Source organism: Bradyrhizobium sp. UFLA05-153, from assembly GCF_054185185.1.
In genome coordinates this window covers 1-23,700 of the sequence record NZ_JBBIAM010000001.1, presented here as the reverse complement: position 1 = coordinate 23,700, position 23,700 = coordinate 1, and the positions used below count along the sequence as shown (strand labels likewise).

Here is a 23,700-nt window from a genome sequence, read left to right as displayed (position 1 = left end):
TAGGCCAACGCTGGAGCGGACCAAGCAAGCGGTCGCCGCCCGATGGCAAAGTCGGGTGCAAGGCGCTTCGGGCATTCCCGGAAACCTTCGTCGCTTTTGCACATGTGCTGCCTCCCGACAAATCGACCTCACGGCATCGGCTTGAACACCCATATGGCTGCCGACCCGGCGAAGCCCGCACGGACGGCGACAAACAGACGGTCCATCTCCGGCACAAACAGTGAAGTTCGCGCACCTGTCGCGGTCGGTATGCGCGCGGTCCCCCGATAGGTCGCGCCGTCGATTTCAAACACGTCGACATAACCCGTGCCGCAGCTCACATAGACGCGTTCACGCTTTGCATCGATGAAGAGATCGTCGACATCGCCGCAGGTTTCGGCCTTGGCGACGGGCTTGCCGTCTGTCGAGGAGAGGACAGCAAGCTCGGCCGGACTGCGGAACACCAGAAGGACGCGGTTTCGGTTGTAATCGACGGTCATCGCGAAATTCCCGCCTTTGTCCATCGGCCAATTGGCGAGCTGTTTCCCCGAATGGCTGTCCATCACCGCGACGGCGTGGGCGTCAGGCAGGTTTACGAAGATGCGACCGGTCTCCGGCTCGATCTGGAAGCTTTCGGGGTGCGCTTTCAACGGCACATCCCGGACCTTCTTGCGGCTCGAAGCATCGACGATCGCCAATGCGCCATCGCCGTAGCCGACGATGACCCGTTGGGCAGCGGCATCGATGCGAACATTGTCAGCATCGCTTCCAAGCTCGATTTGCCCCTTCGCCTTGTAGTCGTTGCCATCGAACAGCTTCACCGAGCCATCTCGGGCATTGGCGACGAACAGGGTATCGGTCGTTGGCTCATAGCCAACGCCTTGCGGCTCATTCAACCCGGATATCGTGCGCATCACGCTGCGACTTGCGAGATCGACGACGCCGACGCTGTCGTTGCCGAGCTCGGCTATGAACAACCGCTGTCGCTTCAGGTCGACTGCCAAGTGATCGATCCGTCCACGCACCTTGCCCAACAGAATCTTGGCCTCGAGTTGCAGGGGGCCGTTCTCTTCCGCTTGAGCGGACGTCGCAGCGCCGCCCAGCACGACGCCGGCCAACGCCACGACCAATTTCCTGAACCAATGGGACATCGTCGCCCCCGTTGCGTTCGAGTAGTGCACCCTCACTCAGCCTCGTCGCAGGATCGGATAGGAGATCAAGCCGACGACTGCGGTTGCCGCGATCAGCAGCGGATTGCCGGCGAGACATTTTCGTCAGCGGCCGCCACCCGGATATTGCGGGTCGAGTCCCCTTTGTTCGTTCACGCGTTCCTCCTCAGGTTTCCCTCGCGTATTGTTCGTACAGCTTGGCGGCGTTGTCCCAGCGAATGGCCTCCATGTAGACGTCGACATAGCGGGCGCCGAAGTCCATGTGATAGGCGTGCTCATACATGTCGAGCACCAGCACCGGGCGACCTCCGGCAAGCGTTGTCGTATGGTCGGCGGCCCATTGATTGATGAGCCGCCTGTCGCGCGGTGAATAGGAAAGTATCACCCAACCCGAACCACCGCCTTCCGCCTTGCCCATCGCCGCGAATTCCGTCCGCCAGCGCTCCACGCTGCCGAAGTCGCGCGCAATCGCGTCGGCGAGCGCGCCGCTCGGCCCGCCCGCACCGCCGAGGCCGTCGAAGTAGACCTCGTGCAGGATCATCGAGTTCGACGCGATCAGCTCTTCGCGCTTCAGGCCGTTGATGACGAAGTTCGGCGCCTTGGCGAAGTCGAGCTCGGCAAGCTGCGCGCCGATCGCGTTGAGCCGCTTCACCGCGCCGACGTAGTTGTTCTCGTAGTGGCTCACGAGTATTTTTTCGGAGATGCCGCTGATCGACTTTGGATCGAACGGTATCGGTTTGGCCTGGTAAGACATCGCCTGACTCCTTTGCGCTATCGCGTCCCGTCACCGGTCTTGCGACCATTGCCTCAGCTCTTCGTGCTTGCGGTCTTGTCGAGCGCGGCGCGCAGGCCCCTGGCGAGCTTGACCGCGTCGTCGTTGGCCCAGAAATGCATGAAGAACAGCCGCGGCTGCTCGTCGAGCATGTGGCTGTGCAGCGCGGTCACCTCGATGCCGTTCGACTTGAGCGCCGCAATCACCGCGTTCACCTCCTCGCCTGTCAGCACGAAATCGCCGGTGATGGCAGCCTTGCCGCCGCCGGTCGGCTGGAAGTTGATGCCGGTCGCAACTCCCAGCGGTCCGACGGGATTGAGCGGCATGCCGCCTTCGCTGATGGGATCGCGACGCGGCACGGTGAACGCGTAGACGCCACCGTTGGCCTGTCCCTTGACGCCGATGATCTGATCGAGCTGCCCCGTGTCGAGATCGACCGCGGGCGGCGGACTCGACGGCGCGGCGACGGTGAGCGGCGTCTTGCTCTCGGCGAGCGCGTCATGGATGGACGTGGCAAGTCTAACGGGATCGCCATGTCCGGCGACATGCATGTAGAACGTCATAGGATTGGCGCGCAGCAGATGATTGTGCACGGCTGATATCTCGAGCCCACTCGCGATCATCTTAGACATCACCGGATTGATCTCGGATTCGAGCAGCACCAGATCACCCATGATCATCGCGCCGCCATGCGCGGGCTTGAACGCGATCCAGCCACCGAGCGCAAGCGCCGGCTTGATGGCCACGCCGTCGAGCGTCACGGCAAGATCGCTGCGCGGAAAGCCGTAACGATGCACGTCGCCGGCCACTGCCGGCTTTCGTCCCAGCGTGTCATCGACCCTTTGCCAGTCGATGTCCTGGGCGTGCGCGGGCAAAAGTCCGCTGATCGCCATCAACAGCAGTGCCGCACAAGAGATGATGGATTTGCGCATGATTGTTCTCCTGGTTGTGTCCTGCCCCAGGGCAACAGGCGCCGCTCCGCGGAGGCAGCGCGCCTCAACGTGCGCCGGCGCGCTCGTGCTGCCGGCAAGTCGAGATCGTTTGTCTGGTGAAATCGGGATGGGAGCTGACATGCGGCGTCCTTGCGAAGTCAGGACGCGATTCTTGGGCATGTCGCCTCACGGGGAGATCGCACATCCCCGTCAGGCGAATAAAGACCCTGTCGCCCCACGGCGTCAACCTGGGTGGAGCCGATCGGGCTTGGGGACGGCTACAGCAACGAAAACGGCCCCGTTTTGCTCCATTTTCGGAGCTTTATGCCCGAAACAGCTGCTTTAGGGGATTTCTATGCTGCAATGCAGGATGCCAAATGCTGCTATGCAAACAAACCGATTGCCGTTGGCATCTGGTATACATAGATTGCCATTCAAGGATGAGACAGCAATACTGACCGTCTTGAGAAAGGGAACTTCCGATGTCCAAGTCCGCCGCCGTCGCGCTCCAGCCCTCCAGCTCCCTGATCAGCCGCCTCGTGGCCGCGATCGACCGCCTGCTGATGGCAAGCGCCGAGATCTCCATCCGCAACGGCGACCAGCCGCGCTTCGGCCTCTGAGACCTTCAGCGCGTCGAATTGTCGCGCCGAGTTTAAATCTCCCGAATTGCGACTTTCGATGAATGGCCCCTCTGCGCGGGGCCATTTCTATTTGCGCATACGGCTCGTTGCGCGACCTCCACACAAGCAGGTTGCGGCATAAGCGCACGGTGAGCCGTCGGGCGCTTGAAGCTTGGCATAATGAATACAAGAATGCCTCTACAGCGCTCGCAAAAAAGAGAAGCGCATCTGGAGGATTCATGACGGACATGGTGCACGCAACAACGGCCCCAACGGCCGCGCGCGTCAGCGACACCTTTCGCTGGGCTCAACTCGCGATCGGCGTCGCCGCGATGGTGATGATCGCGAACTATCAATATGGCTGGACGTTCTTCGTCCCCGACATCCAGAAAACATTCGGCTGGGATCGCGCCTCGATCCAGTGGGCGTTTACGTTGTTCGTGCTGTTCGAGACCTGGCTCGTGCCGGTCGAGGGATGGTTCGTCGACAAATACGGTCCGCGCATCGTCGTCCTCGTCGGCGGCGTGCTCTGCGCGATCGGCTGGATGATCAACGCCAAGGCCACCACGCTGAACGGTTACTATCTCGGCATGATCATCGCGGGCATCGGCGCCGGCGCCGTCTACGGCACCTGCGTCGGCAACGCGCTGAAATGGTTTCCGGATAAGCGCGGTCTTGCCGCCGGCCTCACGGCGGCCGGCTTCGGCGCCGGCTCCGCGCTCACGGTCGCGCCGATCCAGGCGATGATCAAGGACTCGGGATTCCAGTCCACCTTCCTCTATTTCGGCCTCGGCCAAGGCATCATCATCTGCATCCTCGCCTTCTTCCTGCTCGCGCCGAAGCCGGGCCAGGTGCCGAACGTGGTGCAGAATGCCGCGCTCGTGCAGAGCCGGCGCAACTATCAGCCAACGGAAGTGCTGCGCCAGCCGATCTTCTGGCTGATGTACTTCATGTTCATGATCGTCGGCGCCGGCGGCTTGATGGTGACGGCGAATCTCAAGCCGATCGCGGTCGACTGGAAGGTCGACGCCATTCCGGTCACGCTCATGGGCATGACCATGACGGCGGTGACGTTCGCAGCGACCATCGACCGCGTGCTCAACGGCCTGACGCGTCCGTTCTTCGGCTGGATCTCCGACATGATCGGCCGCGAGAACACGATGTTCATCGCCTTCGGCATGGAAGGCATCGGCATCTGGATGCTCTACCTCTGGGGCCACGATCCCGTCTGGTTCGTGTTGCTGTCGGGCTTCGTGTTCTTCGCCTGGGGTGAGATCTACTCGCTGTTCCCCTCGACCTGCACCGACACGTTCGGCGCTAAGTTCGCGACCACCAATGCGGGCCTGCTCTACACTGCGAAGGGCACGGCCGCGCTCCTTGTTCCCTTGGCCAACTATGTGCAGCAGACCTCGGGCCATTGGGACAACGTGTTCATCATCGCGGCCGGCGCCAACATCCTTGCCTCGTTGCTTGCGATCCTGGTGCTGAAACCCTGGCGCAAGACGGTCGTCGCGCAGGCGTCCGCCTAAGCCCTCACCCTTCCAATCTCGCGCACTGCGCCCGGCCCCTTTGGGGGCCGGGCGTTTCGTTTTTAGAGAATAGTTCCAACTTCACATAATCCGAAGGAACCAGCGCATTTTGCTGCGACGCACCGCAAGATAGGACTTGCATTCTGGGATATGGTATACCAAGCTCCGCGCCGCGCTTGCGACCATACGCCACAAGATTTGCGACACTCCGTCGTCTTGCCGACGCCGGGTAACAACAGGCAGCGCGTTGGGAGGTTGTTGATGATTTCCAGCACGGACGGCGCCGTCACGGCCGCGCCTCTTCGAAGTGGTTTCCGTTGGCTCCAGCTCGTGATGGGCATCGTCTGCATGGCGATGATCGCCAACCTGCAATATGGCTGGACGCTGTTCGTCGATCCGATCGATGCCAAGCATCACTGGGGCCGCGCCGCGATCCAGCTCGCCTTCACGATCTTCGTGGTGACCGAAACCTGGCTCGTGCCGATCGAGGCCTGGTTCGTCGACAAATACGGCCCGCGCATCGTGATCATGTTCGGCGGCGTGATGATCGCCCTGTCCTGGGTGCTCAACTCCTACGCTGACTCGCTCACCTTTCTCTACGCCGCCGCAGTCGTCGGCGGCATGGGCGCGGGCGCGGTGTACGGCACCTGCGTCGGCAACGCGTTGAAATGGTTCCCCGACCGTCGCGGCCTTGCCGCCGGCGCGACCGCCGCAGGCTTCGGTGCGGGCGCGGCGATCACCGTGGTGCCCATCGCCAGCATGATCGCCTCCAGCGGCTACCAGACCGCGTTCTTCACCTTCGGCATCGGCCAGGGCGTGATCGTCTTCGTGCTCGCCTTCTTCATCCAGCCGCCGTCGATCTTCGTGCCGCCGAGGAAGAAGAAGCTCAACCTGCCGCAGACCAAGATCGACTTCACCCCGCCGCAGGTGCTGCGCAGCCCAATTTTCTGGGTGATGTATGTGGTCTTCGTGATGGTTGCCTCCGGCGGCCTGATGACCGCTGCCCAGATCGCGCCGATCGCACACGACTTCAACATCGCCAACACGCCGGTCACGCTCGCCGGCTTCCAGATGGCGGCGCTGACCTTCGCGATCTCGCTCGACCGCATCTTCGACGGTTTCGGCCGTCCGTTCTTCGGCTGGGTCTCCGACAATATCGGCCGCGAGCACACCATGTTCATCGCCTTCGGCACGGCCGCCTTGATGCTGCTGACGCTATCGGCCTATGGCCACGTGCCGATCGTGTTCGTGCTTGCGACGGCGGTGTACTTCGGCGTGTTCGGCGAGATCTACTCGCTGTTCCCCGCAACCTGCGGCGACACCTTCGGTTCGAAGTTCGCAACCACCAACAACGGCATGCTCTACACTGCGAAGGGCACCGCCTCGTTGCTGGTGCCGCTCGCAAGCGTGATCTCGGCGACCTATGGCTGGAAGGCGGTGTTCGTCGTTGCAGTCGCGCTGAACGCGACGGCGGCGCTGATGGCGGTGTTCGTGATCAAGCCGCTGCGGCGCTCCTTCATCCTCGGCAAGGAAGCCGCGACGATCGAGGCTGCAACGGGCAACGCAAAGACCGAGACGGCGTAGCGAGAGCAAACGCTTTCGCATCGGCCAAAAGGGGCGCAGTATTGCGCCCCTTTCTTTTTGCTGGTTGGCGCATGCGAAACGTCAGCATTGCTGCCGCAAGATTTTTCGGATGCGCCAAATCCAGCGCTTGACGATTGGCATAATGTATACCAGACTATTTCCAGATCGTTCACCCAGGGAGGTTGCAATGCTGGTCGGAGACATTCTGCGCAAGAAGACGTCGCGCGTCGTGACCGTGCGTATGAACGAAACGGTGGGTATTGCCGCGAAGCTGATGCGCGCCAACAACATCAGCGCGCTCGTGGTCAAGGACGTCGTCCGCTCCGAGGGCAACACCGCCGTCGGCATGTTCACCGAGCGCGACGTGGTGCGCGCCGTCGCCGAGCACGGCGCGGCCAGCGTCAACGTCAAGGTCTCGCAGCTCATCTCGGTGCAGCAGCTCGTCTCCTGCACCTCCTCCGACACAATCGAGCACGTGCGGCATCTGATGAACCGGCACCACATCCGGCACCTGCCCGTGATCGACGACTACAGCCTCGTCTCCGTCATCAGCATGCGCGACATCGCCGCCGCCGTCGACGCGATCACCGACAGCACGCCGCACGCGGCCTGACAGGCTGAACTACTTCCCCTGCGACTTCTGGCCCCGGCTCGGACCATCCGAGCCGGCCAGGACCCTTCGTGCCCAGATTCCCGATTCAGCTCCCCCTCTGCGAGGATTTCATGAAGATCTGCATCTACGGCGCCGGCGCGATCGGCGGATATCTTGGAGTGCAGCTTAAGCGCGCGGGCGCCGACGTCAGCCTCGTTGCGCGCGGCCCTCACCTCGTCGCCATGCGCGAGCGCGGCTTGAGGCTGCTCATGGATGGCGAGGAGCACGTGGTGCATCCGCGCTGCACCGACAACGCGGCCGAGCTCGGCGTGCAGGACTACGTGATCGTCACGCTGAAGGCGCATTCGATCACCGGCGTGATCGAGAAGATGCAGCCGCTGCTGGGGCCGCGTACCCGCATCATCACCGCGGTGAACGGCATCCCCTATTGGTACTTCTACAAGCACGGCGGAAGTTACGAGAACTCCACGCTCGAGAGCATCGATGCCGGCGGCCGGCAGTGGCGGGAGCTGGGCGCCGAGCGTGCCATCGGCTGCATCGTCTATCCCGCCACCGAGATCGAGGCGCCCGGCGTGATCCGCCATGTCTACGGCAACAATTTCCCGCTCGGCGAACCCTCGGGCGAGATCACGCCCGACGTGCAGCGCCTGGCCGACCTCTTCGTCGCCGCCGGCATGAAGGCGCCGGTGCTCGACCGCATCCGTGACGAGATCTGGCTGAAACTCTGGGGCAATGTCTGCTTCAACCCGATCAGCGCGCTGACCCATGCAACGCTCGACGTGATCTGCACCGATCCTGCGACGCGTGCGCTGTCGCGTGCGGTGATGCTGGAGACGCAGGCGATCGCCGAGACTTTTGGCGTCAAGTTCCGCGTCGACGTCGAGCGCCGCATCGAGGGCGCCCGCAAGGTCGGCGCGCACAAGACCTCGATGCTCCAGGATCTCGAGCGCGGCCGCCCGATGGAGATCGATCCGCTCGTCACTGTGGTCCAGGAGATGGGCCGCATGACCGGCATCGCTACGCCGGCGCTCGATTCCGTGCTCGCCATGGTCACCCAGCGCGCCCGGATCGCCGGCCTCTACGACGGCGTCACGACGCCTGCCCAAACCAAGGCGGTGGCGTGATGAGCGCGGCCGGCCCGACGAAATGGCTCCGCTTCCGACACGCCGGCGCGACGGGATTCGGAACGCTCACGCCAAGCGGCATCGCGGTACATGACGGCGAGATTTTCGGCCGCAACGCGCCGAACGGCCGAGTGCTGGCGCTCGACGAAGTGGAGCTGCTCGCGCCGTGCGCGCCGAGCAAGATCGTCGCGCTCTGGAACAACTTTCACGCGCTCGCCGCAAAGCTCAATCAGCCCGAGCCGCCGGAGCCGCTGTATCTGTTGAAGGCAACCACCAGCATCACAACGCCGGGCGCCGTGATCCGCCGCCCCTCCTCCTATGACGGCAAGACCACGTATGAAGGCGAGCTCGGCATCGTCATCGGCAAGAGCTGCAGCCGCGTTTCGAAAGCCGAGGCCGACGCCTTCATCTTTGGCTACACCTGTGTCAACGACATCACCGCCAACGACATCCTCACCCGCGATCCTACCTTCGCGCAATGGGCCCGCGCCAAGGGCATCGACGACTACGGCCCGTTCGGCCCGGTGATCGTAACCGGTCTCGATCCCGCAAAGCTCGTCGTGCGAACCATCCTCAACGGCGTGGAGCGGCAGAACTATCCGATCTCCGACATGATCTTCAGCGCGCAGGAGCTGGTCAGCAAGATCTCGCATGACATGACCCTGCTTCCGGGCGACCTCATTGCGGTGGGCACCTCCGTCGGAGTCGGCGTGATGAAGGAGCCCGTCAACACCGTGACCGTCGCGATCGACGGCATCGGCGAGCTGACCAACGAGTTTCGTCTGTAGCCGAACCGTCGTAACCCGGATGAGCGAAGCGACATCCGGGAGGCGCGCCTCCGCGGGATGGCTTGCTTGAGTTCTCGCAAAACCCATCCTGCGCTCATCACGCGCGTGTGAGGTCTCACGCACAGCAAACATATTTCTCCAACGCGCCGCGCGTTCGCCGCACTGTGGACGCATTCCGACGCGCATCTTCGAGGTGCTTGGGGAGCGCGGCGGGCTACGGCCGTGCTTTGTCTGATCTCAAAGGGGAACTACCAGTGAAGAAAATCGTGATTGCAATGGGCGCAACGCTTGCCCTGGCGACGGCCGCGAGCGCCGCGGATCTGCCGCACCGGCAGCCCGTCCCCGTCTATCCGCAGGGACCGGCTCCGATCGGCAAGATGCCGATCGGCAAATCGCCGATTGGAAAAGCTCCGATCGGCAAGGCGCCCGGCCCCATCGTGTCGCGCTACTGAAGCCTCACGCATCTCCAAAGCTGCTTTTGTCGACGGCTGAAAGGCGAAGCGTGGCAATCACACGTCAGAGATCGGGATTGCGCATCCTAGCGGGATGCGCAGTCCTTTCGCTCGTTTGCACAATCCAGTCGGCTTCTGCCCACGAGGCACGCAAGCGCATCGCTGACGCGAATGCGCTTGCGCCCCGTAACGCGCCTGCCCCGTCCAAGGCCGGTCAGGCGAAGGGCCCCTATTACGTGGACTTCAGAGCAAGGACCGCGGCAAGCTGGGGACATGCCTTCGTCTGGTACGGCAAGACCAGCGAGCGCGCCGTCGAAGTCGCAGGCCTGACGCCCGCGGGCGACACGCTCACCTATATGCTCGGCCACGTCATTCCGGTCCCGTCCGAGACGGGGGCGAGCTATGGCGACCTCGATCCGGAATATCTGACGGCAAGCTACCGCGTCTATCTGAACGAGGCCGACGCCAAGCGGGTGTTCGCCTATATCAGGAAATTGCAGGACAGTTCGCCGGTCTGGAACGCCGAGACCATGAACTGCACGGGCTTCATCGGCAACATCGCGGAGTTCATGGGACTGAAGGTCCCCATGCGCTGGCAACGCCCCGAGGAGTACGTCAGCAAACTGAAGGAAATGAACGCCGGCCGCCAGATGGTCCGGCTCGCGCCGGAGCAGTAGCGCGCGCGTTCATACCCACTGGGCAGGACCTCCTGCCCTTCCACGAGCCTCCTCGTCATTCCGGGACGCGCCAAGCGCAAGCCCGGAATCCATATCCGCGAGCGTTAGTTGGGTCACGAGCCGGCAAGGCGGCCGTGCATCATTCCGGGCTCGGCGCTTCGCGCCGCCCCGGAATGACGTACTTTCGGATCTTGCGGCTCGAACCCGGGCGCCTGACAGAGCGACAAAATAGCCGCCGCTCACCGCAAGCACGTCGACGCACCAATCATGTCTTTCATCCTCGGCCTCCTATCCGGTCTCCTCGGCGCACTCGCCGGCTGGTCCGGCCTTGCCGCGCTGGTAGTGGCGCTGTCCGGGCCTGACCGCGACGGGGGCATCGCCATGGGGGCGTTCTTCAACATCGGCCCTTTCGGCGGCCTCGTCGGCTTCGGTATCGGCGTCTGGCTGTTCACGAGATTCGGCATCGTTCGCGAGAGCGCCCCGCCGGACGACATGTCGCGCGCGGTGAGCCGGACGCACATCTCCTACCCCTTTGCCGTGACTGTCGTGCTGATCGTCGCCGGCCTCGCCTATTGGGGCTGGTACGAGCTGATCCGCTCGCCCTACCTCACACACGGCTTCATGACGCTCGAGCTGCAATTCCGCCTGCCGCCCGGCAAGGCCTTGCCGCCTGACAAGACCGACGTGCAGATCTATGTCGACGAAAGCCACGGCTTCGCGCCCGTCACCTTGAGCGAAGGCTGGCACGGTCACGATGGCGACCGCCAGGTCATCCTCGCGACCGCCGCGCTGTCGTACAAGACGAGCCGGCGCGAGGTCATCCTGACTCTTCCCGACACGCCCACCGAGACCTGGCGGATCGATCTCTCCCGCGATCCCGATCCCACACCGGGCTATTCGCCCTGGCGCCCCGGGATCGGCGGGTCGCCCGCGAAGATCGAGATGAATTTCCGCCTGACTGCCGATCGCTAGAAAATCGCGTCGCGCGCAAGACTGGCTGGGCTGCTGCCCCTAAGCTTCGGGACGGCTCTCCTCATAAACCTCTTGCTCGCTGTCCTCGGCGTCGGGAAACACGAAAGTCAGAACCCGAGTCGCGGCTTGTCCGGTCACGCGTCTGATCAATTCTCGGCGTTCGCCATAGAGCAACTTCAGGGGATCGGGAATGTCGGCGCCGGGTGGTCGCTCCCACACCTCGTTCGAAAACCCGAGCATCTCGGTGCAGTAAACGCTCATCGACACTTCCGAAAGCAGGTATTCGCGTTCGTAGTCTCGCTCCCGTTCCGGCGACGCGCCGAGACCATAGCGTCCGGCTCTCTGCTCGACGAATGCCTGAATCGTGTCCGCGAGCATCCGGTCCGCCAGCACTGCTTGTTGCAGGCGCTGCGCGAAGTCCGAGTATTGCGCCGTTTCCGCGATCTCGTCCCAGCAGACGATGGTACCGCGCGCCCGTGCACCCGATCGGAAGGATGTCCGCTGGATCAGCTTAAGGATCTGGCTGGCTTCCTGCTTCGCCTTGTGCACTGCCGACGGAATGGTCCAGTATCGGCCGGTCATCAGACGATCCAGGACAAGCAGGCGATCGGCGACCACCATCAGGTGATCATGATGCCTCAGGTCATACTTGTCGAAGAGCGTCATGAGCCCGGCGGTCGTACGGTACCTTGTGTGCGGGTAAAGACACACCGGAATGAAATATCGGGCTTCGCTGGGCATTCGATTGCATCCTTCAACTGGTCGCGCCGCTGGTCGCATCGGCCGGATTTGCCTGCCAGGCGGAAGGCTGGATGCCTCGCGAAGGGTCGGGGGCGGGAGACGGTCTCGTGGTATCGACGCTCGCTCGCATGTTGAGCTGAGCGACGAAGTCGGGGGTGCCGGAGAAGCGCTCCGCATAGGCTTCGTAGATGAGTGAATCGCCGAAGGCTGACATCAAGCCGAAGCCCCCGGCTTTTCCGCAGGCATCGCCTTCACCATCCCATCTCACGGCAGTGCCTTCGGGAAATTGCTGCCAGTGTCCCTGGCAGCGCACCGCCGAACTCTTCAGCCCTCCTCCGTTCGGCGACAGCAGACATGCCGTGCCATCGCGATGGAGATACATCGAGAACAGACGCCCCTGTCGGCTCGAAGCTTCGATGAACTGTCCCGCAAAGGACCGTCCTCTGTCCGTGTACAGCTCCGAAATCTGCACGATGATGCACAACACAAACGCAACGAGGCCGATCTGCATCGCAACGAACAGACTCATATAGATGCTCGCAATCCCCACCTGGCGAACGGCCGGCTGGGCGAGGCTGCTCGTGAAAAATCCGGCCGCCATCATGACGAGCGCGCCGACTACGGCACGACCGAGAATCCTTGTCCACGACGGCCGCGCGTCCTGAACTGGGCTGTCGCCGAGCCACAACGCGACGCCAGCAATGACGATTGCAAGCGGCGCCCAGGGCAATGTTTGAGTGACGGCCTCGACCAGCCCCTTGCTGATGTCGCGGGCCTCCACTTTGAGCACCTGTCCGCCGACGAGCAGGGCAATGAGAACGAGCGCAATATAGCCGAGGGCGCCGCCGAGAAGGATGGGCTTCGCGTAACGCAGGATGGGACGCTCTCGATCGAAATTGTTGATGTCGAACCACTCCCGTCGACCGATGTGGACGCCGCGAATGAGCAGCGCTCCCAGGATCGCGAAGAAATAGAAGGCATCCGTCGACCAGGACCAGAAGAACTGCCCAGGCAACTCGGTCGGCACCTTCAACGCTTCGATCGTCTGCTCGTCCTTCAAAACGAAGTTCTCAAAGAGCTGCGTCGTCCAGACCGCGAACACGGACAGAATCGAGAGCGCTGCGAGCGACAACCAAACGAGCGCCTCGATGCGGCGTTCGCGGGGCGGATCCGGCCTGACCGCAAACCCGAGCTTGCTGATGATGTCGAGGCTCTCCGCGTCGTTCCTGACGCTGGACCGGACGCCGCAAGCCACGAAGGTATAAAGCCGATCTCGCAGGTTCCGGACTTCGCGGATCGCCGCCGGGTCGGGAACTGCGTCAGGATTGGAATTGGCGCGCAACCGCTCGGTCAAGTACTTGCGCACGGGCAGAGCGAGCGCAATGTGCCTGTCGTTGATGCTGTCGAGCTCCTCTTTGTAGTAGTCGTAGAAGAGCGGATCGATGTTGGTGCTCGCCTGGTTATTCTCGGACAATGCGCTCAGCACACACCCGGTGTTGTACCAGACGTGCAGGAAATCGTCCTCGAAGATCAGCTTGCTCAGGTTTGCCGGCTCTTGACCGCTCTTTCCGATCTGCACGCCGAGCTTGCGGGTCTGCAGGGCGACTGCAGCGGCGCTGCAGTGGAACGGGAAGCCGCGAAGTCGGGCGACGGTTCGACGGATCGATTCAGGGATGCGAGCGACCGAATGAAGAAGCCCTCGGATGCGGCGTTCGCCTTCGTTCAGCCGCGGAATGGTCTGGAATGCTATCAGCATCAGCGCAACACCGAGCGGAAGGGTCGTATCGCTGGGCTTTGGAGCTTTTTGGCTGAGCTCCTCGGGAAGCAGGGCGTAGAATATCTCCGGCACGGCCGACAGGATGAAGAAGACGATGAGGATCGCGAAGACATAGCCGAGCTTGGCGCGCAGGTAGCGCCTTCGCGAGGTCGAGAATTTCGGTTTGTAGCGCACGAAATATTCGGACGTGCCTTCATAGCTCGGCTCGTCGAACCGCGACCAGAAATACACCCCGATGATCATCGCACCGAAGCCTAGCGCCGCAAGCCAATGCGCATTGTGCGCGATCCATATCCAGCCAAGCATGGCGGCGCCTCCCGTCTTCGCGAGTGGAGCGATCCGCGGCAGCGCGCGCATCGCTGCAGGCAGTGTTTCGAGCCGACTTCCGAGTTCCCGCGAAGGTAGCATTTCGGACAGGTCACATTTGTGAATTGGATCACAGGGCGGCCGCACTTCGCACGGTCACTGTGTCGCACTCACGACCAATATTATCTTCTACCGAATTTTTGATTTTATAAGTGCAGCGTTTCGCGATCGTCTGGCGTTCGCCAGGACGATACCGGAGAGCGCATCTGGCGACTGCCGGCAGGAATTATCCGCCGCGCGGAACATCGCTCGTCCCTCGCATGCTCGCCCTGCCCTGGCCGCACTTCCCGCGAATAGACTTTTGCCGGACCGGGCGGCATCCTGCCGCCGAACACGATCGATAAGAGGCCGCACGGCCAATCGCGCGCGCCCGAGGAAACAGAGGGACTCATGCTGAAGACACGTTTCACCGATCTGGTCGGCGTCGAGCATCCGATCGTCCAGGGCGGCATGCAGTGGGTCGGGCGCGCCGAGCTCGTGGCGGCGGTGGCGAACGCCGGCGCGCTCGGCTTCATCACGGCGCTGACCCAGCCGACGCCCGAGGACCTCACCAAGGAGATTGCGCGCTGCCGCGAACTCACCGACAGGCCATTCGGCGTCAACCTCACGATCCTGCCAGCGATCAAGCCGCCGCCCTATGCGGAATATCGCGCCGCCATCATCGAGGCCGGCATCAAGGTGGTCGAGACCGCTGGCAACAAGCCGCAGGAGCATGTCGACGAGTTCAGAAAGCACGGCGTCAAGGTCGTGCACAAATGTACCAGCGTCCGCCACGCCCTGTCCGCCGAGCGGATGGGCGTCGACGCCATCTCGATCGACGGTTTTGAGTGCGCCGGCCACCCCGGCGAGGACGACACGCCCGGCCTGATCCTGATCCCGGCCGCCGCCAACAAGGTCAGGATCCCGATGATCGCCTCGGGTGGCTTTGCCGACGCGCGGGGCCTCGTTGCCGCACTGGCGCTGGGCGCCGACGGCATCAACATGGGTACCCGCTTCATGGCGACCAGGGAGAGCCCGATCCACCAGCTCATCAAGGAGAAGATCGTCGCCAATGACGAGCGCGAGACCGAGCTGATCTTCCGCACCATGCGCAACACCTCGCGCGTCGCCAGGAACGCGATTTCCACCAAGGTCGTTGCCATGGAGAAGGAAGGCGCCCGGTTCGAGGACATCCGCGAGCTGGTGGCGGGCGCCCGCGGCAAGATGGTCTATGCGACCGGCAATTCGGACGAAGGCATCTGGTCGGCCGGCCAGGTGCAGGGCCTGATCCAGGACATCCCGAGCTGCGCCGAGCTCATCTCCCGCATCGTGCGCGAGGCGGAGGCCATCATCAGGAACCGGCTCGAAGGCATGATCGTTCAACCGGTGGCACAAGCTGCGGAATGATCGCCAGCGCGCGCTTAGCGTTGCGATTCACGTTTAGGATGAACCAGAGGTGACGCATGAAGGCCTACGTCTATGGCCCTGAGGGAGCTGCGATTTCCGACGTCGCTCAACCAACGCCTAAGGGCACGCAGGTGCTGGTCCGCGTCCGCGCCTGCGCGCTCAACCGCGCCGACACCGGCATGCGCAAGGGCCATGCCCATGGCGCGGCCGGCGGGGTCGGCACCGTACTCGGCATGGAATGGGCCGGTGAAGTCGCGGCCCTCGGGCCCGACGCGAAGGGCGTGAAGGTCGGCGACCGCATCATGGGCTCGGGCGCCGCGGCGTTTGCGGAGTACACACTCGCCGATCACGGCCGCCTGTTCCGCGCCCCCTCGAACATGAACTTCGAGGAAGCCGCCACCCTGCCCGTCGCGCTCGCGACCATGCACAACGCCGTCGTCACCGTCGGCGCGGTCCAGCCGGGCCAATCCGTCCTGATCCAGGGCGCAAGCTCCGGCGTCGGCCTGATGGCGATGCAGATTGCCAAGCTCAAGGGCGCAAGGCTCGTGATCGGTTCGTCGACGGATGCCCATCGCCGCAGCCGGCTCACCGACTACGGCGCCGATCTCGCGATCGACTCCTCCGACCCCGGCTGGGTCGACCAGGTGCTGAAGGCCACCGGCGGCGAAGGTGTCGACCTCATCGTCGACCAGGTCTCAGGCAAGGTCGCGAGCCAGAACCCTGCCGCAACCAAGGTGAAGGGCCGCATCGTCAATGTCGGCCGGCTCGGCGGCACCCATGCCGACTTCAATTTCGACCTGCATGCGGCGCGTCGCATCAACTATATCGGCGTCACCTTCCGCACCCGCACGATCGAGGAAATCCGCGAGCTCTTTGAGGAGGTTCGCAAGGACATCTGGAGTGCGGTGGAAGCGCGCAAGCTGCAGCTGCCGATCGACAAGGTGTTTGCCTTTGGCGACATCGACGCGGCCTTCGCGCACATGGAGGCCAACAGGCATCTCGGCAAGATCGTCGTCACGCTGTGAGGGCGTGACCGTCATTCCGGGGCGCCCGAAGGGCGAACCCGGAGTCACAGAGCGGGCCCCGCTCTTGCAACTCACTTGCGACTGCACCTGTGGATCGTCGCTTGATGTTCGCGGACCGCCTGCTAAATCCCCGGCCATGAATTCTCACACCAGCAAAACCTCGGTCGCCGCGATCTCCATCTTCGCCAGCGGCGGCATGGCGGCGGCCAAATTCGCGGTCGGGATCGCGATTGGCTCGCTGGCGCTGATCTCGGAGGCGCTGCATTCCTCGATCGACCTGGTCGCGACCATCATCACCTGGGCGGTGGTGCGGGTGTCCGACAAGCCGGCGGACGACGAGCACCATTACGGCCACGGCAAGCTCGAAAGCGTCTCCGCGCTCGGCGTCACCGCCCTGCTCTACGTGCTGGCCGGCGGCATTCTGGTCGAGGCCTATAGCCGGATCCGCGAGGGCTCGCCGCCGCCGACCATCTCCGCCGTGCCCTTCGTCGTGCTGGTGATCGACATCGTCGTCAATCTCTGGCGCGCCCGGGCGCTGCATCGCGCCGCGCGGGAGACGCGGAGCCAGGCACTCGCGGCCGACGCACTGCATTTTGCCTCCGACGTGATGGGCTCGTTCGCCGTCATCGCCGGCCTCATCCTCGCCGGCCTCGGCTTCTGGTGGGGCGACGCCGCGGCGGCGGCCGCCGTCGCCGTGATGATCGCGGCTCTCGGCCTGCGCATGGCAGGCTCCACGGTGCAGACGCTGGTCGACCGCGCGCCGGAGGGCGCGCTGGAGAAGGCCACTGCCGTAATCAAAAGCGTGCCCGGCGTGCTCGATGTCGAGCGCCTGCGCGTACGCATGGTCGGGGCGACCTATTTCATCGACACCATCGCAAAAGTGCCGCGGACCTATCCGATCGACCGCGTCGAGGACATCAAGCGCAACGCGCAAGCCGCCGTCGGCAAGGCGTTCGGCGACGCCGACCTTACATTCACCGCCGTCCCCGTCGCGCGCGACAACGAGACCGTGCGCGACCGCATCATGGTGATCGCGCGCAATTCGGGCCTTGCCATCCATCACGTCACCGTGCACGACCTCGGCGCCAAGCTGATCGTCGGCATCGATCTCGAGGTCGACGCCGAGATGCCGCTGGTTGCGGCCCACGACGTCGCCAACACGCTGGAGCGCAACATCCAGGAGGAATTCGGCGAGGATGTGGAGGTCGACGTCCACATCGAGCCGCTCCAGCCGGAGCTGCCGTTCGGCGTCGACGCGCCGGCGGAACGGGTGCAGGCCATTGCAGCCGCGCTCACCGGCTTTGCCGCTGATAGCGATATCCACGACATTCATAATGTGCGCGTGCGCAACACGGATGCCGGCGAGATCGTCAACTTCCACTGCCGCGCCACGCCGTCGATGAGCGTGATCAAGGTGCACGAGCATGTCGACGAGATCGAGCGCGCGCTGCGTCGCGCCTTCCCGAGCGTGAAGCGCGTGATCAGTCACGCCGAGCCGCCGCGCGCATGAACAGGTGCGCGAAGAGTCACACGTTCCCGTTTCGGACTCGCCGCGCACGTCATATTGCGGCCGCTCGCGGCGCAAACTCTCCATTGGATAAGAATTATTTCGCGTTAACGATTCGTTGACTCTCGACAGTCCGCGAAAACTGGATTCAAATCGCTGTGATTCGGAAGCGAGCGGGGGCTTCATTCCGAATTGTGGTGCAGCAATATCTCCTGGGGGCCGAAGGCATGCCGCGCGCAGACGCCGCGAGCGCGTGCGTCCAATCCGATTCGATCAAGGGATTGGCGCAATCGATCGCGAAACCGGCCTACCACCGGCTCCTGATCGCCGAGCCGGCGCTCCGGCGCGCTGTGCCTACTCTCATCATCGCCTTCCTCATCACCATCTGTCTCGGCGCCTTCGTCCAGGTCGTCGACCAGACCCGGCAGAAGCGGCTGGTGATCAAGCACGACATTCAGGCGCTCGCCGACCTGCTCGCCGAGCGCATCGATCGTCTCGCCTCGGTGCGCATGGAACGGCAGAAGAACATCGAGCGCCTGCCGACGCTGTTGCCCGAGCTCGTTCCCTCCTGGGGCACGGCCTCGGGCCGCCACGTCATCGTCACCTCCGTCGGCACCGACCGCCGCATCCTCGCACGCATTCCCGTGGACACCGACCCGGCCGGCAACGACCGCTTGCTCGATGCGATCACCACCGCGCAGCTGGTGGCGACGCCGCCGCAACAGAACGACGTCTCCGATCTCACGCTGCCCAGCGGCAACAGCGCGGTGGCGATCTCGCGGCCGATCAAGTCGCTGCCCGGTCAGGTCACCGTGATCCAGGAGCGCAACGAGCCGATCTGGGGCTCGGATGCCGCGCTCTCGGTGACGCTGTCGGCGACCACCGGCTTCGTCGTCCTGATTCTCGGCTTCGCTTTCCACTGGCAGTCGACCCGCGCCCGCGAGGGCGACCTGATCAACGACGCCGTACGCGGCCGGATCGACACCGCGCTCAACCGCGGGCGCTGCGGCCTTTGGGACTGGGATCTTTCGCGCGGCAAAATCTTCTGGTCGCAGTCGATGTTCTCGATGCTGGGCCTCGACGGCCGCAACGAGCTCCTCACCTTCGGCGAGGTCAATGCGCTGGTGAAGTCGGACGACATCGACCTGTTCGCGATCGCCGACCAGCTGATCTCGGGCCAGATTGACCACATCGACCAGAGCTTCCGCATGCAGCATGTCGACGGCCACTGGATCTGGCTCCGCGTGCGCTGCGAGCGCACGCGCGCCACGGGCGATTCCGCCATGCACCTGATCGGCATCGCCGTCGACATCACCGAGCAGAAGAGCCTTGCCGAAAAGACGGTGGAAGCCGACCTGCGGCTGCGCGACGCCATCGAGACGATCCCGGAAGCCTTCGTGCTGTGGGACAACAGCGACCGTCTGGTGCTCTGCAACTCGCACTTCCAGCGCCTGCACAGGCTGCCGGACTCGGCCGTCATCCCCGGCACCTCCTACGAGACCGTGCTCGAGGTCGGCCGCATGCCGGAGGTGCGCACCCGCCACAACGAGACCGCCAATCAGGGACCGGGCGCCCGCACCTTCGAGGCGCAGCTCGACGACGGCAGCTGGCTGCACATCAGCGAGCGCCGTACCAAGGACGGCGGCTACGTCTCGGTCGGCACCGACATCACGCGCATCAAGGAGCACGAGCAGAAGCTCGTCGACAACGATCTGCGCCTGCGCGCCACCGTCATCGACCTGAAGCGCTCGCAAGCGGCGCTGGAGCGCCAGACCAACGAGCTCGCCGATCTCGCCGAAAAATACCAGCGCGAAAAGACCCGCGCCGAAGAAGCCAACCAGACCAAGTCGAAATTCCTCGCCAACATGAGCCACGAGCTGCGCACGCCCCTGAACGCGATCATCGGCTTCTCGGAGGTCATGGGAAGCGGCATGTTCGGCGAGCTCGGAAACGAGAAGTACCAGGAATACTGCCAGGACATCCTCACCAGCGGTCACTACCTGCTGGAGGTCATCAACGACATCCTCGATATGTCCAAGATCGAGGCCGGCCGCATGAAGCTCGACATGGAGGAGCTCGACCTGTCGCGCACGCTCGCGGAATCGCTGCGGGTGGTCTCGGGCCGCGCGCAGGACAAGAACCTGACGCTCGATGCCGACATCGACAGCATCATCTCCGTTGTCGCCGACCGCCGCGCCACCAAGCAGATCATCGTCAACCTCCTGTCCAACGCCGTGAAGTTCACGCCCGACGGCGGCCGCATCGTGGTGCGCAGCCGGCAACTCGAGGACAAGGTCGTGCTGATGATCGCCGACACCGGCATCGGCATCGCCCCGCATTCGCTGGCGCGGCTCGGCCGCCCCTTCGAGCAGGTCGAGAGCCAGCTCACAAAGACCTATCACGGCTCGGGCCTGGGGCTCGCGATCGCCCGCTCGCTCGCGCAACTGCACGGCGGCACGATGCGGCTGCGCTCGAAGATCGACGTCGGCACCATCGTGCGCGTCACGCTGCCGCGCGATGCCAACAAGGCCGCAGCCAGGATCCCCGCGGCCGCCTGACCCCGGTCAGGATTGCAGCGTCGGCGCCACCTCGCGCGCGACGTTGACGAGCGCGGCGATCAGCGGCGTCATCGGGTCGCGCTGCGGGATCACAAGGCCGATGCTGTAGTTGACCTCGGGATCGATGATCGGGATCGAGCGGACGGTGTCCTTGAGGCCGAGCGTCTCGGCCAGCTTCGCAGGCATCACGCTCGCCCAGCGCCCGGTCTTCACATGGGTGAACAGCACCAGCAGCGAGTTCGACGTCAGCGTCGGCGTCGCCTCGGCATTCACCGAGCGCAATGCGCGGTCGATGATGCGGCGGTTCTGCATGTCCGGCGTCAGGAGGCACAGCGGCACCTTGCCGACCTCCGCCCAGGTCACCGTCTCGCGGTCGCCGAACATCGCATCCGGCGCGGTCAGGAGGCGATAGCTCTCGTTGTAGAGCGGGATGGTGCGCACCTTGCCGATCGGCTCGTTCTCGATATAGGTCAGCCCCGCATCGACCTCGAGATTTTCGAGAAGTCCCAGCACCTCCGACGAGGTGGTCGACTGGATGCGGAAACGCACCTCCGGATGCTTGGCGCGGAACGGCGTCGTCAGCGAGGCCACCATGCCGAGCGCGGTCGGGATCGCCGCGATGCGGATCTCGCCGGAGAGCTTGTGCTTCAGCCCGTTGATCTCGTCGCGCATGGCGCGGGCGTCGCCGACGATGCGTCGCGCCCAGTCGAGCGCCCGCTCGCCTTCCGGCGTAAAGCCCTGGAAGCGCGAGCCGCGCTGGACCAGCATGACGCCGAGAATCTCCTCGAGCTGCTTCAGCCCGGTCGACATGGTCGGCTGGGTGACGCCGCAGGCTTCCGCCGCGCGTCCGAAATGCCGCTCCTTGGCGAGCGCCAGCAGAAGTTCAAGCTTGTCGAGCAACCGCTATTCCCCTGGGATTATGTCGTGGGATGCAAGCTATCACGATGGGCCTTCTCCAACACCCGAAAACGGGACGTTGCCGGAACAATCATTGCGATTTCGTATCACCCGATTGCGTGACCCTATCGATGCGAATTCCCGATCGCAGCATGGGACAGCTTTATTGATTTTCGAATGATTCCAAATACTCATGGGGGCAGGTCACCCTCTGGTTGAGAATGAAAAATGACGGGGATTCACGAGCCTTGGGACGAAACGCGCGGCGCTGAAATCATCGCCGAACACGCCGGACAGGAGGGCGCGACGCTGGTCATCCTCCATGCCCTGCAAGCGGCCTTCGGCTATGTCCCGGAGGCCGCGATTCCCATGGTCGCGCAGGCGCTCAACCTGTCGCGCGCCGAGGTTCATGGCGTGTTTACCTTCTACCACGATTTCCGCCACAAGCCCGCCGGCCGCCACGTCCTCAAACTCTGCCGCGCTGAGGCATGCCAGGCCGCCGGCGGCGATGCGCTGGCGGCGCGTGCCGAGGCGAGGCTCGGCGTGTCGCTCGGCAGCACCACTGCCGACGATCGCGTCACGCTGGAGCCGATCTACTGCCTCGGCCTCTGCGCGACTGCCCCGTCCGCAATGCTCGATGGCCGCCTCGTCGGCCGGCTCGATGAGAAGCGCCTCGATGCGCTGGTTGCGGAGGCGCAGCGATGAAGATGCGGATCTTTGTTCCCCGCGATGCAGCCGCCGTCGCTGTCGACGCCGATGATGTGGCCGCGGCGCTCGAGCAGGCCGCCGAGAAGCGCGGCCTTCCAGTCGAGATCGTCAGGACGGGCTCACGCGGGCTGTGTTGGCTGGAGCCGATGGTCGAGGTGGCGACCCTCAAGGGCCGTGTCGCGTACGGACCGGTCAGCCTGGCGGATGTCTCCTCCGTGTTCGACTCGATGGCGAGCAACGGAGAGCACCCCCTCCGGCTTGGCATCGCAGACGAGATTCCCTGGCTGAAGCGCCAGACCCGCCTCACCTTCGCGCGCTGCGGCGTGATCGATCCGCGCTCGCTCGCGGACTATCGCGCCCATGGCGGCTACAAGGGCCTCGAGCGCGCACTGTCGCTTGGCGAGGATGCGATCGTGGCCGAGGTCACATCGTCCGGCCTGCGCGGCCGTGGCGGCGCCGGCTTCCCGACCGGCATCAAGTGGAAGACGGTCGCGCAGGCGAAGGCCGACCGCAAATTCATCGTCTGCAACGCCGACGAAGGCGATAGCGGCACGTTCGCCGACCGCATGATCATGGAGGGCGATCCCTTCCTGGTGATCGAGGGCATGACCATCGCGGCGATCACCGTCGGCGCCACCAAGGGCTACATCTACATCCGCAGCGAATATCCGCACGCCGTCGAGGCGATGAACGCGGCGATTGCGGCGGCAACGCGCGGCGGCTATCTCGGCACGAACATCGGCGGTTCCACCCAGAGCTTCGATCTCGAAGTGCGCGTCGGTGCAGGCGCCTATGTCTGCGGCGAGGAGACCTCGCTGCTGGAGAGCCTCGAAGGCCGCCGCGGCATCGTGCGCGCAAAGCCGCCGCTGCCGGCCCATCACGGCCTGTTCGGCAAGCCGACCGTCATCAACAACGTGCTGTCGTTCGCCGCCGTTCCCTTCATCCTCTCAGAAGGCGCCAAGGCCTACGCCGATTTCGGCATGGGTCGCTCGCGCGGTACGATGCCGATCCAGCTCGCCGGCAATATCCGCCATGGCGGGCTGTTCGAGACCGCATTCGGCGTCTCGCTCGGCGAGCTCGTCGACGACATCGGCGGCGGCACTTTCACCGGCCGCCCGGTCCGCGCCGTGCAGGTCGGCGGGCCGCTCGGCGCCTACTTCCCCCGCGCGCTGTTCGACACGCCGTTCGACTACGAGGCCTTTGCCGCGCGCGACGGCCTGATCGGCCATGGCGGCATCGTCGTGTTCGACGACAGTGTCGACATGCGCAAGCAGGCGCGATTTGCGATGGAGTTCTGCGCCATCGAATCCTGCGGCAAGTGCACGCCGTGCCGGATCGGCTCGACCCGCGGCGTCGAGACCATCGAGAAGATCATGCGCGGCGAGCGCGTGAGCGAAAACCTCGCGCTCGTCGAGGACCTCTGCAACACCATGAAATTCGGCTCGCTCTGCGCGCTCGGCGGCTTCACGCCCTACCCCGTGCTGAGTGCCCTGAAACATTTCCGGGAAGATTTTGGCCCGGCAC

Annotated in this window: 21 protein-coding genes; 15 read left to right on the top strand and 6 right to left on the bottom strand. The window is 64.1% G+C overall.

Going from position 1 to position 23,700, the window contains the following annotated elements:
* Positions 1 to 128: 128 nt before the first annotated feature.
* From Q2941_RS00105 to Q2941_RS00095, 3 genes are all read right to left on the bottom strand, one after another.
* On the bottom strand, positions 129 to 1,130 hold the full coding sequence (locus tag Q2941_RS00105; RefSeq protein WP_458191153.1) for a YncE family protein: 1,002 nt from the start codon (positions 1,128 to 1,130) through the stop codon (positions 129 to 131).
* 184 nt (positions 1,131 to 1,314) lie between these two features.
* Positions 1,315 to 1,902, bottom strand: a complete 588-nt coding sequence (locus tag Q2941_RS00100; RefSeq protein ID WP_458191151.1) for a superoxide dismutase — start codon at positions 1,900 to 1,902, stop codon at positions 1,315 to 1,317.
* Between the two features lie 53 nt (positions 1,903 to 1,955).
* The gene (locus tag Q2941_RS00095; RefSeq protein ID WP_458191320.1) at positions 1,956 to 2,813 is read right to left on the bottom strand and encodes a DUF1259 domain-containing protein; all 858 of its coding nucleotides are present in this window, start codon (positions 2,811 to 2,813) and stop codon (positions 1,956 to 1,958) included.
* 521 nt (positions 2,814 to 3,334) lie between these two features.
* Between Q2941_RS00095 and Q2941_RS00090 the strand changes: the two genes are divergently transcribed.
* The 9 genes from Q2941_RS00090 to Q2941_RS00050 all read left to right on the top strand — a co-directional run bounded on the left by Q2941_RS00090 (position 3,335) and on the right by Q2941_RS00050 (position 11,211).
* A complete protein-coding gene (locus tag Q2941_RS00090) occupies positions 3,335 to 3,472 on the top strand; it encodes a hypothetical protein (protein ID WP_198031694.1) in 138 nt (45 codons plus the stop codon).
* Between the two features lie 239 nt (positions 3,473 to 3,711).
* Entirely contained in the window at positions 3,712 to 5,001 is a 1,290-nt protein-coding gene (oxlT, locus tag Q2941_RS00085) for an oxalate/formate MFS antiporter (protein WP_027521243.1), read from the top strand.
* Between the two features lie 261 nt (positions 5,002 to 5,262).
* Positions 5,263 to 6,585, top strand: coding sequence for an oxalate/formate MFS antiporter (gene oxlT / locus Q2941_RS00080; protein WP_027521244.1), 1,323 nt, complete (start codon positions 5,263 to 5,265; stop codon positions 6,583 to 6,585).
* A 187-nt stretch (positions 6,586 to 6,772) separates the two neighbouring features.
* Positions 6,773 to 7,198, top strand: a complete 426-nt coding sequence (locus Q2941_RS00075) for a CBS domain-containing protein (protein ID WP_027521245.1) — start codon at positions 6,773 to 6,775, stop codon at positions 7,196 to 7,198.
* Between the two features lie 110 nt (positions 7,199 to 7,308).
* The gene (locus Q2941_RS00070; RefSeq protein ID WP_458191148.1) at positions 7,309 to 8,322 is read left to right on the top strand and encodes a 2-dehydropantoate 2-reductase; all 1,014 of its coding nucleotides are present in this window, start codon (positions 7,309 to 7,311) and stop codon (positions 8,320 to 8,322) included.
* Positions 8,322 to 9,110: a fumarylacetoacetate hydrolase family protein gene (locus tag Q2941_RS00065; RefSeq protein WP_458191146.1), complete on the top strand. Its 789-nt coding sequence runs from the start codon at positions 8,322 to 8,324 to the stop codon at positions 9,108 to 9,110. The genes Q2941_RS00070 and Q2941_RS00065 overlap by 1 nt, the downstream gene beginning before the upstream one ends.
* Before the next feature lie 254 nt (positions 9,111 to 9,364).
* A complete protein-coding gene (locus tag Q2941_RS00060; RefSeq protein ID WP_027521248.1) occupies positions 9,365 to 9,562 on the top strand; it encodes a hypothetical protein in 198 nt (65 codons plus the stop codon).
* A 50-nt stretch (positions 9,563 to 9,612) separates the two neighbouring features.
* Positions 9,613 to 10,239, top strand: a complete 627-nt coding sequence (locus tag Q2941_RS00055) for a hypothetical protein (protein WP_458191144.1) — start codon at positions 9,613 to 9,615, stop codon at positions 10,237 to 10,239.
* Positions 10,240 to 10,506: 267 nt separating this feature from the next.
* Positions 10,507 to 11,211 carry a hypothetical protein gene (locus tag Q2941_RS00050; protein ID WP_458191142.1) on the top strand — a complete coding sequence of 235 codons (705 nt, stop codon included), beginning with the start codon at positions 10,507 to 10,509 and terminating at the stop codon, positions 11,209 to 11,211.
* Between the two features lie 39 nt (positions 11,212 to 11,250).
* Here the strand turns inward: Q2941_RS00050 and Q2941_RS00045 are convergent, their stop codons facing one another.
* Positions 11,251 to 11,877, bottom strand: coding sequence for a hypothetical protein (locus Q2941_RS00045; protein ID WP_458191140.1), 627 nt, complete (start codon positions 11,875 to 11,877; stop codon positions 11,251 to 11,253).
* Positions 11,878 to 11,965: 88 nt separating this feature from the next.
* Complete coding sequence (locus tag Q2941_RS00040) at positions 11,966 to 14,035, bottom strand: hypothetical protein (protein WP_458191138.1); 2,070 nt, start codon at positions 14,033 to 14,035, stop codon at positions 11,966 to 11,968.
* A 450-nt stretch (positions 14,036 to 14,485) separates the two neighbouring features.
* On the opposite strand from Q2941_RS00040, the gene Q2941_RS00035 reads away from it, so the two are divergent.
* The 4 genes from Q2941_RS00035 to Q2941_RS00020 all read left to right on the top strand — a co-directional run bounded on the left by Q2941_RS00035 (position 14,486) and on the right by Q2941_RS00020 (position 20,571).
* Positions 14,486 to 15,481 (top strand): NAD(P)H-dependent flavin oxidoreductase, encoded by a 996-nt coding sequence (locus Q2941_RS00035; RefSeq protein WP_027521253.1) that lies wholly within the window; start codon positions 14,486 to 14,488, stop codon positions 15,479 to 15,481.
* A gap of 56 nt (positions 15,482 to 15,537) precedes the next feature.
* Entirely contained in the window at positions 15,538 to 16,506 is a 969-nt protein-coding gene (locus tag Q2941_RS00030; RefSeq protein ID WP_458191136.1) for a zinc-binding dehydrogenase, read from the top strand.
* Positions 16,507 to 16,642: 136 nt separating this feature from the next.
* Positions 16,643 to 18,016 carry a cation-efflux pump gene (locus Q2941_RS00025; RefSeq protein ID WP_458191134.1) on the top strand — a complete coding sequence of 458 codons (1,374 nt, stop codon included), beginning with the start codon at positions 16,643 to 16,645 and terminating at the stop codon, positions 18,014 to 18,016.
* A 224-nt stretch (positions 18,017 to 18,240) separates the two neighbouring features.
* A complete protein-coding gene (locus Q2941_RS00020) occupies positions 18,241 to 20,571 on the top strand; it encodes a PAS domain-containing sensor histidine kinase (RefSeq protein ID WP_458191132.1) in 2,331 nt (776 codons plus the stop codon).
* 6 nt (positions 20,572 to 20,577) lie between these two features.
* Here Q2941_RS00020 and Q2941_RS00015 read toward each other — a convergent pair whose 3' ends face one another.
* Positions 20,578 to 21,471 (bottom strand): LysR family transcriptional regulator, encoded by an 894-nt coding sequence (locus Q2941_RS00015; protein WP_027521257.1) that lies wholly within the window; start codon positions 21,469 to 21,471, stop codon positions 20,578 to 20,580.
* A 225-nt stretch (positions 21,472 to 21,696) separates the two neighbouring features.
* Here Q2941_RS00015 and Q2941_RS00010 point away from each other — a divergent pair, with 225 nt between their 5' ends.
* Both Q2941_RS00010 and Q2941_RS00005 read left to right on the top strand, forming a co-directional pair.
* Complete coding sequence (locus Q2941_RS00010; protein WP_458191130.1) at positions 21,697 to 22,173, top strand: formate dehydrogenase subunit gamma; 477 nt, start codon at positions 21,697 to 21,699, stop codon at positions 22,171 to 22,173.
* Positions 22,170 to 23,700: formate dehydrogenase beta subunit (locus Q2941_RS00005; RefSeq protein WP_458191128.1), on the top strand; the 1,531-nt coding region annotated here is incomplete at its 3' end. The genes Q2941_RS00010 and Q2941_RS00005, both read left to right, overlap by 4 nt.